Raw genomic sequence first — 12,110 nt, 5'->3', positions numbered from 1 at the left:
GAGTGGTTTTTTGCCTCTGAGCTGGTGTTTCTTCCCACTCCCCCCACTCCCCACCGTCTTCGCGCATAGGTCACACGTAGTAGTGGGCAGGGTCGCGCCGTTGGCTTCCAGACTCCGCTCCGACTCAGCCCGTCCAGGTGTCGCGACATGATGCGCACGAAGATTTGTTGACCCCATCTGTCACACGGCGCGGGTCGCGCGGATCTTCCTCTGATCAGAGGCATTCATTGCGAGGGTTGAGGGGATTTCAGACATGAGCAGCGCCAGGCACGACACGCTGACACCGCCAGCGTCACCGTTTCAGAATCAGTTTCGATTTACGCTCATCCCATGGGACGACCAAGTAAAGGCGCGCGCAGGTGCCTCTCAGTGCGCGCACCCCTCAACCAGGCCGAGGTCTACGAGCGTCGAGCAGACGAACTCGGGATCGATCTCGGGGACTACTGGGTGCTCGTCATGGCGCGCGCCTCGAACCTCGACATTCCTGACTACATCCTCAAGAAGTTGGATCCGGAGCGACTCCGGATCCACGACGCCCGTTACGCACTTCATCGGACGCAGGCTGCTCGCGACGCGGCCGACGGCGAACTTTCGGTTCCAGCATGAATTGGCCTTAGACAGCGAAAAACCCCCACTGCTTTGCCGGCCGGAGGGGGTTCTTCGATTCGATTTCAGTCCCGGGAAGCGACTTGCAACGTCACTTTCCGAACTTCACTTACTCAAGTCCAGAGGACTTATGGCCATTCTAACCAAATCCCGCGCACACTCGCCAGGCTTGGCGTCGAGTGTCGCTGAGGCAATCGCATGACGGCGGTTGCATCGAGCGGCGCCGCGACGGGCCCTATGTCGTCATTCGACCGCGTACGCACCGCGGTCGACGCCAATGGCGGGGTCCAACACCGCAGCCCTCACGAATTGATGGCCTTGTGCCCTGTCCACGCGGACCGACATGCGTCCTTGTCAGTGAGCTGGGTCAATGGTCATCGCGGCGGCATGGTGCTTTTGCACTGCCACGGCTGCAACGCCTCTGCTACGGAAATTGCCGAGGGCCTTGGCCTGACCATGGTCGATCTGTTCGACGAACCGCTTCCTGAGCGCGATGCACTCACTCGGGTCGGACGATCGGCTCAACAACGGAGTGCGGGTCGACGACGCCCTAAAGGCGGGCGGTTGCCGGCTCGAATCGCCGTAGCTGCGCCAGCCCCAGAGGTTGAGCACAGCTGGGATCGAGTCAAGGTCTACCCGTACGTGTCTGCGGACGGCGTCGTCGTCCAAGAAGTCATTCGCGAGGAATGCAGTGCTTGTGGCGGCGCACGTCATAAGCAGTTCCGGCAGTTGTTTGTCAGTGCCAACGGCACCCGACTCAAGCGCAAGCCCGAAGGTTTCGAATCTGTCCTTTATCGGCTTCCCGCCCTGTTGTCTGCCTTGGCTGCCGGGTCACCGGTCTGGTTGCTCGAAGGGGAGAAGGATGTCGAGACCGCCGAGAATTTGGGTCAGGTCGCGACCACCAATGCGCAGGGTGGGCTGAACTTTCCCGTTGCCTGCGCTGAGCTCTTCGAAGGTGCAGAGGTCCGCGTCGTTCTCGATCGAGATGGCGCCGGATGGAAGCGCGGCATAGAACTTGCGTCATTGCTGGGTGGAGTCGGCGCCGAGGTTCAACTGTTACTCCCTGCGACAGTCACCCCGAAGTCTGATTTCACCGACCACGTCGAAGCTGGGCTGTGGTCGGACGAGGACGAGTGGGGTGGGTTTACTCCGGTCCGTCCAGGAGAAGTCGCCGCACATAGCTTCGCTGCTGACGTGGTCGAAAAGCAGACCCTTGTCGAGGTCGCGCTCGCCGAGGCCGTAGCGCGTGTCGATCTAGCTGACACGCAGGTCGAGTCCGACGAAGAGTTGGTGCGCGCTCAGCGCTGGGCTCTGGAGGCTGAGCGCCGTTTTGAGCATCTGAGCGAGCTCGTGGACAAAGTCGTTCAGCAGGCAGCCGAGGAAGGCACCGAGTGGGCCGGCGAAGCCGTCGAGTCCGCGACGATTGCTTGGAATGCTGCACGGGTGGCGGCGCGCGCTGCTCACGAGATCGCAGGCGTCGCGATCCCTCCGCTGCTGCAGGATCCGGAGCTAGAACCCGCTCCAGTCGCTGAAGCTGGCGCGGGCGAGGCCACCGCAGCGAACGGTCCGGCGGCGACGTCGGTCGTGGTTCTCAATGGCATCCGCGGGACCAATTTCATCGCCCCTGTCTATCGAATCATCGAAGGAAACCTCGTCGAGATCGTCACCAGGAAAGACGGCGATCAGCAGGCAAAGCTGGTGCTGGACATCGATGCTCGCATCGTCGAAATGGAATATCTCGAAGTCACTGACGATGGGGTGGACGTTGACGAGCCTGATTTGATGGGCCGCGAAGCGATGGCCGGTCAGAACGAAATTAACCCTGCCTCGCCTCAGGAGCTGACTGCGGTGATCATCGGATACACGCATCCGGACAGCCGCGAGTTTCTGCGGATCCGGATCCCGGCAAAGGAGTACCGGGACTGCGCGTGGGTGGAAACTCTGCCAGGCCCTCCTGCTTACGACAGCCGTCCTAGCGGCGTTGCAAAGCTTCGTGACGCACTCAAAGGCGCTGGCGGACGCGAGATTCGACGGGTTGTACGGTATCGATCCACCGGATGGCGGCGAGACGAGCAAGGAAAATACTTCTTCGTACACGCCGGCGGTGCTATCGACGCAAATGGCGGACGGGTGGCGCCAGTCCTCCTGACCGGGCCATTGAGGATGTACGACTTGCCGGCACCCAGTCCTGATCCTCAGCGGATCCGGGAGGCATTTTTGCTGCACTCCGCCTCGATGCTCGAACGAACACCCACCCGAGTCTCGGCAGCGCTGCTCGGCCACGTCTTCCGGTCCGCGCTCGGCCCGAACCCCTGGGTGCTAGCACTCATCGGATCCCCGGGCAGTTACAAGACCTCGATCGCCTCCCTTGTGATGCATCACTGGGGAGAAAAATGGGACCGCCGGCGTCCAGCGACATCGATGTCCGGCAACGGTGACACCTTGAATGCGTTACGCATCAAGCTCAACGCCGCGAAAGACGCCTTGTACTGGGCAGATGATGTCGCTCCGACACGCGATTTTGGTGCTGCACAGAAGTCCCTCGAAGAGTTCGCCAGGCTCGTTCACAATGGCGAGCAGAGGAGCCGCAGCACCAGAGACGGTCTCGGAGTCCTCGATGGCACACCGCCGCGGGCGTCAGCACTGATCACGTCTGAAGTCATGCCTCGCCCTGGATCGGGAGCCCAGCGAATGCTGGTCGTCCCCCTTCAGGCTGCCGAGATCGACCTCGAAGAGCTCAAGCGGCTCGACGGCGCCGACTCTCGGCACGGGCGGGCTCTCCTGATGGCAAGCTTCTTGCAGTGGCTGTGCCCACGGCTGGAGGAAATTCGCGAAGAAGCATTCGCCGAGGGAAACACCTACGGCAACCAGCTGCGCGATAGTGGCGAAAGCGTCCGTCAGGCAGATGCTTTGGGCTCCTTGTGGGCTGGATGGCACGCGATGTCACGCTTTCTCGTCGATATCGGCGCCTTGACAGAAGGGGAAGTTGCGCAAACAGGCGACCTTGTCACTCTCGGATTGTCCGATGCCGCAACAGCTTCGACCGACCCCGATCTTCCGATGCGTACCGGCGGACGAGTGCGCGAGCTGCTGGTACACGCATTGCAGACTGGTTTGGCGTTTGTCGAAGATGTCGAAACCGGGGAAGCGCCGGAATGGCCGTTGGCCAGCCGACTGGGTTGGCGCCGAAGTTCGATGGGCGTCAGCAACGACGGAGCTCAGCGGTGGCGCGAGGAAGCCCGCGGTATCCGTCTGGGTTATGTCGTGTCGAACCCTCGGCCGTGCGACGGGGACCCACAGCTGCTTCTCGAATTGACCGGACTCGAGCAGGTACTCAAGGCCGCCGGCGGAACGATGACAGACGGACTGCAAATCGATCGCGGTACGGCGTCGAGGGCGTTGTACGACGAAGGTGTGCTGATCGCGGAAGAGCGAAAAGGACGGATGCCCCGCTACACCGTGCAGCGCATGATCAAGTGCGAGAACCGGCGTCAGCGCATGGTCGCTCTCCGGCTGGACAAACTTTTCGGCAACGACGGCCCTGACAATATCGATCCCGAATCCGGATGGGGCGGACCAACGGACCCGACGCCCGATGATCAGCCCACCGACCAGCCGACTTCGAGCCACTCCGTGATTCCGGATCTCTTCGAGGGCTGGCTGAGTAGTCCAACCAGTCCAGGACACGGAGTAGCTTCGACTGATTCGTCCACCGAAGCAAAGAGCCTGACCAGCTCGATTACCGACAAGGAGCCTGAAATGGCGATTGAAACCGATGCAGAGGGATTCTCCGCAGACGGGTTCCAGATCTCACCTACATCTACCTGCGCTCTCTGCCATGGCGACGAGGCTGGCTGGGAGATCGACGGACTCGTGATGCACCTCCCGTGCTGGTGGCAGAGCACCGCCGCTTCTCGGGCGATTGCAGCTGGCACAACCGGAACTCAGGAAGAAATCACGCCAGCTCCCGAACCTTCACCACCGGTAGCGCCAGCACCGAAAGACACTGAGACTCGCACGAAGGTAGTGAAGACGACCGGCAAGGAGAAGGCGACCGCGTTCACTGCGCCTGCTGCGGTACTCGATGTCGACGGAGTGTGGCTGCCGGACGGCAGTCGCCACGAGCTGGCTACTCCGATCGCTCATGTCGGAGATGTCGCCGAGCTGGTCACGACGCTGAATCTCGGAACGTGGACGTCTGACACGTGGTCTGTGCCTGGTCAGATCTGGATCACCGATGCGATGGCCCAGAAAGTTGGCATTGACACCAGCACGTTGGGAAAACGCAACAGGAATGATCGACTCAAGGAGCTGTCGGCCGAATCTGCATTTGTGACCGATGCACTGGCTCAGGGATGGCACCTGGGCGGGCAGCCGGGTGACCGGCTAGGGACCTGGACTCGTGTGTGGCGAGGCGAGGCCCGCGGCGTGTGGGTAGCTCTGATTTCCGGGATGAGCCAAGATCCGAAAGAGATGCCCGTACTTGGCGACTCTCCAACCGCAGCCACGTTGGCAAGGCGGCTTGCGTTGTTGGCCGGGGCACTCCGATTCCCGTGGGCTGTAAGTCCCGCATCGACCGGGATCGACTTGATGATCGCCGCACGCCCCAAGGAATGGAAGCGGATCTTCGCGCCGTCCGACTCGGATTTTGCGAAGAAGTTCCAGATCTTCGAAGCCGATATCGACTGGTCGCGAACCCTTTCCGATTCAGAGGCGAAATGCCGCTACGTTCATGCCTTCGATCGCGGCGGTTCCTATGCTGCCGGTATTGCCGGTCTCGAATTGCCGATCGGGGAACCAGAGCATCACCCGGATGGGATGGTGTTCGATCGCAAACTTCCCGGATACTGGCTGGTCGAGATCCCCGACGCAGCGGACTGGCGTTACCCGAATCCCTTGAATCCGATGGGGCTGTCTATCTCCGAACCGAAGTGGGTGACCACTCCGACTCTCGAACGCGCTGCCCAACTCGGTTACGAGCCGGAGATCTTGGAAGCATTCGTCTGGCGAGATCACGGACGAGTTCTGGTGCCCTGGTACGAACGCATTCGCGATGCGCGAACCGCCTTGGATATCAAGGGCGACACCGACGCACTGTTGGCGCGTGAGCAGAACAAAGTGATCTACACACACACCATTGGCATGCTCAATTCCGACATGCATTTGGCCGGGCGACCCGGCTACTCGCCCGAGCGACACCACCACATTGTCGCTAAATCTCGCGCGAACATCATGTACCGGATCGCGAAGATCGGCGAGGACAGCGGAGTGTGGCCCGTAGCAGTCACCAAAGACACCGTCCTGTACGTCTCCGACGAGCGCGATCCACAATTGGCATGGCCTGGAGATCAGAAGCAGTTCGGACGAGGGTTCGGAAACTACAAGCCGGAAGGATCGGCACTGTTGTCCGACCACCTGCAGTATTTGGACGGCAAAGGTTATCGGGGGAAGTCGGAGCTGATTGCTCCGAACGAATGGGCAACTAGTGCAGAGGGGATTGATTCCTGATGGCACGCAACCCACTCAGTAGGGCGTCGTATTCGCGCATCGCAGACAGTCTTTCCGACTTCGGGTCTGTCGTGGCCGGCCGAATCAACATCTCGCGAGCAGCCAAAGAGCTTCGTGTCACTCAGACTGCCATCCGGGAAGTCTTGCGGGGGGAACGAGGAAAACTTCAGGGGGAGTTCTTCGGGAAGTTGACCGGCCGGCAAGGGGCCGACATTTCCGGACAGCCAAATGCGTCGAACCTGAAGGCTCAGCTGCTGGCCGCTTACGGACCGGGAAAGCGCAGCGAAATCAACACCGCTGCAGCGGCACGTGATTTGGGTGTCTCCAAACGAACAGTCGAGCGTTGGCTGGCTCCCGAGGGCCGACAGCGAATTGCGAAGCCACGCACCGAAACCTTGAATGCATTGGCCCGCAAAGCGAAACAGTCCGCGTCCACTCGAACCTCACGTAAAGAAGCGATGTCGAGCGTACGCAGCAGCGCACGAGGAAAAGCACTGTCGAACTTCGGCGGGAAGATCAAGATCGACGCAGTACAGGGGCCCGGCACCCGGGAGTATGCGCGGGACCGAATGATCACCTTGGCCCTGACACCCGACCAGGTTGAATCCATGTGGAGCGCCTACGAAAATGGGGGCGACAAGGGAATGATCAATTGGATGAACAGCCGAGCCCAAGACTATGTCGGTGGCTGGGAGTTCTACCAAATCAATAGCTTCGACGTGGAACGGTAAGCGAGCGATGACCTCTCGGCGAGGACCGCGGTGGACACGCAAGCGACTCGAAATGATGCTCCGGACTTGTTACGGCGAGACCGAGCGCGGGGGAGTGGACGTCGCGGTCGTCGCCGAGGCTTGCGGGGTTTCAACGCGCACCGTGCGACGGTGGCTTTCTGGCACCAACCGCCAGCTTGCGGCGATCCCTTCTCCTCGGTTGGCGCAGTTGCGTCTGCCGGCGCCGGATTCGGAGCTGCGCAGCCAGCAACAAGCCGACTACGCCCGCGACGCCATAACTTCGATCGCCTTACCAAAAGGTCGAGGCATTTTGCCAGCGTGGCGTGATCGTGGATGGCTCGATTCGCATGTGGTTGCGATCGTGGACCTTGCGGGCAAGCCGTGGCGGCAGGTTGTCATCAGTAACGGTTCAGCGCGGTCGATGAAGGAGTTCCGCCGTAGAGGCTCCATCGTTGACCTCACGACGCTGCCTACCCGTTTCCATGGTGTCGTGCTGGCCCACGAGGTCCTACAGGAAGTGGAGCCATGGCGTGTGCACCCCCGACCTCAAATCCTGGCTCAGGGCCGAACCCAGGTCTGGTCCGATGACGCGCCGGCTGTCGACCTTGCGGTGTTAGCTGTGGCGAGAGAACTGAAATGAACGGCAGATAAGGACATGAACATGAATCCCACCAACAGTGCAATCGAAGCTCGCGTCAGCGCTGTGCTGTCCGAGTTCTTGATCGATGACCAGGCAGGGGCGTCGCCGGCCGGCGCGACTGATGTGTCGTGGCCGGCGGAGAACCTTCCGTCGTGATCGAATCCGTAGGCCCACAGCCTTGGCAACGCGTCAAGGATCCACACCCACTGCCGGCGGCGTCGAAGCCGGCGCTCCTCGCGGCGCACTTGCGCGATCTCGATGACGAAGCACTCGGCCGGATGATCCGTGATCATCTCGTGCCACTCGATACCGAGCGCAGATACCGAATGCGGTGGAACACTTTTTGGGCGACCTTAGGGTTCGATCCAGTTCTGCGCAAGCGTGCCACCATCATCATCAATGGATTTCTCGACCTCGCAGAGGCTGCGCTCGACACGAGCGACCAAGATGCAAATCAGGTCAAACGGACGGGGAGATTCTTCGAACGGTGCGAAGGTGCGTTGGACCGCATTCTCAACCGTGAAGGGGAACCCATGTCGTGGGCGGGGGCGGCGGCGGCTTCCTTCAATCCGCCATCGAGGATTGTGATCGACGAGCTGGTGTCCGCGATCGAACAGCATCGTAGTGATCACGACAATGAAAAACTTTGGGCAACACTCGATCAGATCAAAAGTGGGGTGCTGGACGCGTCCGCACCACGGCTCCGTCGCTCTCAACATCGAGAGTGACGGAGCCTTCGCTACGAATACTCGACTCTTCTGCAATTTCCGGCACTCACGATTTCATCTTCCATCTGCGAGAAAAATGCCACATCCTGCGTCCGGCGGTTTCTTGTCGGTGATGCGTGTCAGCATGTCCGCATGAGCATCGTTCAGCGTGTGTACCCCGGCGAGGGTGCGCAGCTCGACGTGTTGGTGATGCACTGCGATCACGCTCGTTTCGTCTACAACGTCGGGTTGGAGCAGCGCTCGTGGTGGACGCAGTCGCGACGCCATTTCCGGCAGAAGATCAACTACGTCTCGCAGGCCGCTGACCTGACCGCAGCCAGGCGCGAATTCGACTGGCTGCGCGCCGGTTCCACCGTCGTGCAACAGGGCGCTTTGCGAGATCTCGATCGGGCATTCACCAACTTCTTCGCCCGCCGCGCCGGGTACCCGACGTTCAAGAAACGCTCGAATGTCCGGAAAGGGTTCGTCGTACGTGATCTGTCGGTGCGGCGGGTAAATCGTAGATGGGGCGAGATTCTGGTGCCGAAGGCCGGGTGGATACGGTTCCGCATCTCTCGCGCCTGGACCGACATTTTCGCCGCGACGTCGGCTCGGATCACGCTGGCGAACGGCCGGTGGACGGTGAGCTTCACGACCCCGCCAGCAGCACGCACGATGCCGGATACGACAGCAGTCGTGGGTATCGATCGTGGCGTCGCGAACTCTATCGCCACCAGCGATGGCCGCATGTTCCATGCTCCCGGATTCACTGCCGGGGAACAGACCCGGTTCGTGGCCCTGCAGCGGCGTCTGTCCCGCCAGCAGAAAGGTTCGGCGAACCGGGACCGCACGAAAGCCGAGTTGGGTAGGTTGCGGTTGCGGTTGATGGATCGGCGCGGTGACTGGATCGAACAAACCACCACCGAACTCGCCTCCACGTATTGCGCTGCGGCGGTGGAGAATCTACCGGTCCGGAACATGACTCGCCGTGCGACACCGAAACCCGACCCCGGCCGACCTGGAGCGTTCCTGCCGAATGGTGGGCGGGCGAAGTCCGGTCTGAACCGGGCGATCCTGGCTTCGTATTGGGGGAAGTTCGCGCAACGTCTCGCCCACAAGATGTCTGTCGTCGCGGTTCCGGCCGCGTACACCTCGCAGCAGTGCTCGAACTGCGGATACACCTGCCCCGAAAACCGCGACAGCCAAGCGGTTTTCCGATGCCAGGGTTGTGGTTTCGAGCATCATGCGGACACCAATGCCGCGATCAACATCCGTGATCGCGCTTTCATCATCAAACACCAACCCGAGGACATTTCGGGGGATCGGGTGCATCAGTCACGCCTGCGTGCCGCACCAACCACCTCGGTAGCCTGAGCTACCAGGGAATCTCCGTCCGTAAGGACGGAGAGGATGTCAATGACGGGACCTCTCGCGGTGAGGGTTCGGAGATGTACTGATTGGCCCACGGGCGGAGGTGGTTTCGCAGCGAACCCCCTGAATCTGTTACGCCATCTTGCAGCCAACTGAACCGGAAGGTCACAGTTCGCCGCGTAACGCGGCGACATTTTCGTCGAAAGCGTGAGCAAGAGCGTTAGGGTCTCCGCCGTCGAGAGGCACTATTCCTTCAGCGAGATATGCCTTACCGCGTTCGAATTCTCGGATAGTGCGATGAATAGCGGCCTCGTGCACCGCACCTACATGCCGGCCCGCTTTAGCAGCTGTCTCGATAGATATTCCCCAAGCTGTGATCAACGACAAGGTCTGGGCCAATTCGTGGACGAGATCGGCCTTCTCGGAACCGAGGCCTACCGACGCCGCCAGTTCGGTGATAATGGCAAGACCTGCAACAGTGCGGCCCGCGAGAGCCGTGGGCACAGTGTGAGTGGGATCGAGATCCGAAAGTTGGGCACCGGGAGCTTCTGCTGACATCGATTCCGCAGCAGAGTGCACAAGTGCCCGAACATCGTCGTCGGTGAAGTACTTCCGCGCGGTGACCGGGGTGATACTCATACGAACCGCGACCTCGTTCACCGCAGTCTCAATCAGTGCCGAGACAACTTTTCTCGGGGCTGCCAATCCGCGCGAGTTCGCCTCGTCGAGGAACACATCAGTCCTTCGGTCCAACCAGCTCTGTCGTGGGCTCATTTCGGCAGTCTTCCGCATCCACACCTCTGCATCAACACCGCGATGCGCGGCCGTCTGGTATCCGGTGATTCGGGTCAACAAGAAATCTGCCACCGCGCCACTATCCGCTTACGAGTTCCGTGGCACTTGTTGCTGCACAGACGTTTATGCGGCTCCACCCCAGCATGGAGTGGCCACCGGTTAACCGCCAGTTCGCGGACGTGTAACGCCTCGCCAGCTGGCGCCTGCTCCCACCCGCTCCAGACTGCGGCCGCTCTCTGCCGGACAATCAGCGCGAAGCCTGGTTCGGAGCATGTGCGCGGCATCAATTCTCGTCTGTCCCGCACCCGGATCGGCAGATTCACAGCCGAGGTGATCACTGCCCTTTAGCACCTAGGACCACAGGAGGCCGGCGCGCTTTGCGCCGCCTCCTGTGTCTATGTCCCCGGCACCGGGTGCGCCGGGGACATAGACACAGGTCAAAGCGCCTTTTTGTCGTACGTGTGGGGTAACTTTCAAGTGTTCGTCAGTCCAATCCACCGGGTGAATCTGACCAGTTCGCCCACCGACCCAAAGGGGTTCCGTAATGCCAGCTTTCCGAATGACCAGCCCGTCCGATGTTGTCGCCGGTGCCGTGGCTATGGGTGGCCATCTTCCCGAGGACGAGTTGGTCATCATCACCCTCGATGTGCACCCGTGCAGGGTCGCCATGCTCCCCCTCCTCAACCTGCTCCCTGGCGTGTCGGAGGGAATTCTGAGTTCCTTGCGTGTGACACCAGCCCTGGAAGAGTGCCAATCGATGCTCGTGGTTGTCTTTGGCACGCTCGAACGGGGCAATGACGTAGCCGAAGCGCTCGAAGCATTTCGGCCCGATTCAGTTCCCCCTGTGTTCGTTTTCACCGATGGTCTGGTACGCCGATGGACGGGCGCGGGATCACTTGCCGCACAGTCGGGTACACCCGTCGATCTCGCAGCACACCCGCTGATCACCGAAGCGCTGTTTGAGGGAACAACGATTCTCAAAACCCGCAGCGAGATCCGAGCAGGGTTTACCGCCGCACAGCACGGTCCGGAACGCGCTGCGGCGGCCTCACGGGCCTTCGGCGCCAAGCGCATCGTTCTACGCGCCATGGAGCCACAGCGAGCGGCCGATCGGGTATTCGATCTGGCACTTTCGCACTACCTGGACGGCACGTCACAGCACGGCATTACCGTTACCGATGAGCACGCAGCCGTTATTGCTGCTGCCATGCATGACGTGACGGTGCGCGATCTGTTGTTCGCACACATCGACGAAAACAATGCCGATTCAGCCGCCGAGGTAATGCGGCAGGTCGGCGCACTTTTACCCGAGGATTTGGCCGGTCCGCTCATGGTGTTCGCCGGAGTCTTCAACTGGGTCAATCGCCGCTCCGCGCTGGCACGTGAAGCACTGACGAGCGGCCGCCGACTCGACCCGTCCCACAGCTTCGGGAAAATGTTCGAGCAGGTTCTCGACAACGGTCTGCACCCCGCGATCTGGGAACAATTGCGGACTGCGGCAGTTCTGGCACATCAAACCCAGGCGCAGTAGATAACGAATCGGTGGCGCAATGCATTTCGTGACTGCGCCACCGATTTTCTTGCCCTGCGCCGATGGAGCCGAGCGCCGATTCTCGTTTCGCCGCGATTTTCTAAATTTCGTTTTAGCGCAACGAAATACCCGCAACCCCGGCCGCGCAGCGGCGGGAATTTCCGTTACAGGGCGGCTTGCCGCCCGTGCGTCCGAGCCCCGGGCGTAGCCCGGGTTACCCC

Annotated in this window: 9 protein-coding genes; 8 read left to right on the top strand and 1 reads right to left on the bottom strand. The window is 61.0% G+C overall.

The annotated features are described in order from the left end of the window. Positions 1 to 330 precede the first annotated feature (330 nt). The 7 genes from G8767_RS34370 (at position 331) to G8767_RS34345 (ending at position 9,566) form a co-directional block, all read left to right on the top strand. Positions 331 to 606 (top strand): hypothetical protein, encoded by a 276-nt coding sequence (locus G8767_RS34370; RefSeq protein WP_166814170.1) that lies wholly within the window; start codon positions 331 to 333, stop codon positions 604 to 606. Between the two features lie 198 nt (positions 607 to 804). After that, positions 805 to 6,114, top strand: a complete 5,310-nt coding sequence (locus G8767_RS34365) for a telomere-binding protein (protein ID WP_166814168.1) — start codon at positions 805 to 807, stop codon at positions 6,112 to 6,114. Then, positions 6,114 to 6,845, top strand: coding sequence for a hypothetical protein (locus tag G8767_RS34360; protein ID WP_003942446.1), 732 nt, complete (start codon positions 6,114 to 6,116; stop codon positions 6,843 to 6,845). Before G8767_RS34365 ends, G8767_RS34360 begins: the two co-directional genes overlap by 1 nt. A 7-nt stretch (positions 6,846 to 6,852) precedes the next feature. Continuing rightward, the gene (locus G8767_RS34355) at positions 6,853 to 7,485 is read left to right on the top strand and encodes a helix-turn-helix domain-containing protein (protein WP_166814166.1); all 633 of its coding nucleotides are present in this window, start codon (positions 6,853 to 6,855) and stop codon (positions 7,483 to 7,485) included. Positions 7,486 to 7,506: 21 nt separating this feature from the next. Further along, on the top strand, positions 7,507 to 7,641 hold the full coding sequence (locus G8767_RS36445) for a hypothetical protein (protein WP_277346949.1): 135 nt from the start codon (positions 7,507 to 7,509) through the stop codon (positions 7,639 to 7,641). Between the two features lie 89 nt (positions 7,642 to 7,730). Next, positions 7,731 to 8,213, top strand: a complete 483-nt coding sequence (locus G8767_RS34350) for a hypothetical protein (protein WP_240952994.1) — start codon at positions 7,731 to 7,733, stop codon at positions 8,211 to 8,213. Between the two features lie 132 nt (positions 8,214 to 8,345). After that, complete coding sequence (locus G8767_RS34345; RefSeq protein WP_166814164.1) at positions 8,346 to 9,566, top strand: RNA-guided endonuclease TnpB family protein; 1,221 nt, start codon at positions 8,346 to 8,348, stop codon at positions 9,564 to 9,566. Positions 9,567 to 9,728: 162 nt separating this feature from the next. Here G8767_RS34345 and G8767_RS34340 read toward each other — a convergent pair whose 3' ends face one another. After that, entirely contained in the window at positions 9,729 to 10,430 is a 702-nt protein-coding gene (locus G8767_RS34340) for a hypothetical protein (RefSeq protein WP_070161035.1), read from the bottom strand. Positions 10,431 to 10,917: 487 nt separating this feature from the next. Here G8767_RS34340 and G8767_RS34335 point away from each other — a divergent pair, with 487 nt between their 5' ends. Then, positions 10,918 to 11,889 carry a DUF4192 domain-containing protein gene (locus tag G8767_RS34335; RefSeq protein WP_240952993.1) on the top strand — a complete coding sequence of 324 codons (972 nt, stop codon included), beginning with the start codon at positions 10,918 to 10,920 and terminating at the stop codon, positions 11,887 to 11,889. The last annotated feature ends 221 nt before the right edge of the window (positions 11,890 to 12,110 follow it).

Source organism: Rhodococcus sp. IC4_135, from assembly GCF_011602025.1.
GTDB lineage: Bacteria > Actinomycetota > Actinomycetes > Mycobacteriales > Mycobacteriaceae > Rhodococcus_F > Rhodococcus_F baikonurensis.
This window is presented reverse-complemented; position numbering and strand designations above follow the sequence as displayed.

What these genes read in the sequence shown, in the direction of transcription:
- G8767_RS34355 (WP_166814166.1), top strand. Translation starts at nt 6,853, where the DNA reads ATGACCTCTCGGCGAGGACCGCGGTGGACACGCAAGCGACTCGAAATG.
- G8767_RS34335 (WP_240952993.1), top strand. Translation starts at nt 10,918, where the DNA reads ATGACCAGCCCGTCCGATGTTGTCGCCGGTGCCGTGGCTATGGGTGGC.
- G8767_RS34360 (WP_003942446.1), top strand. Translation starts at nt 6,114, where the DNA reads ATGGCACGCAACCCACTCAGTAGGGCGTCGTATTCGCGCATCGCAGAC.
- G8767_RS34345 (WP_166814164.1), top strand. Translation starts at nt 8,346, where the DNA reads ATGAGCATCGTTCAGCGTGTGTACCCCGGCGAGGGTGCGCAGCTCGAC.
- G8767_RS36445 (WP_277346949.1), top strand. Translation starts at nt 7,507, where the DNA reads ATGAATCCCACCAACAGTGCAATCGAAGCTCGCGTCAGCGCTGTGCTG.
- G8767_RS34370 (WP_166814170.1), top strand. Translation starts at nt 331, where the DNA reads ATGGGACGACCAAGTAAAGGCGCGCGCAGGTGCCTCTCAGTGCGCGCA.
- G8767_RS34365 (WP_166814168.1), top strand. Translation starts at nt 805, where the DNA reads ATGACGGCGGTTGCATCGAGCGGCGCCGCGACGGGCCCTATGTCGTCA.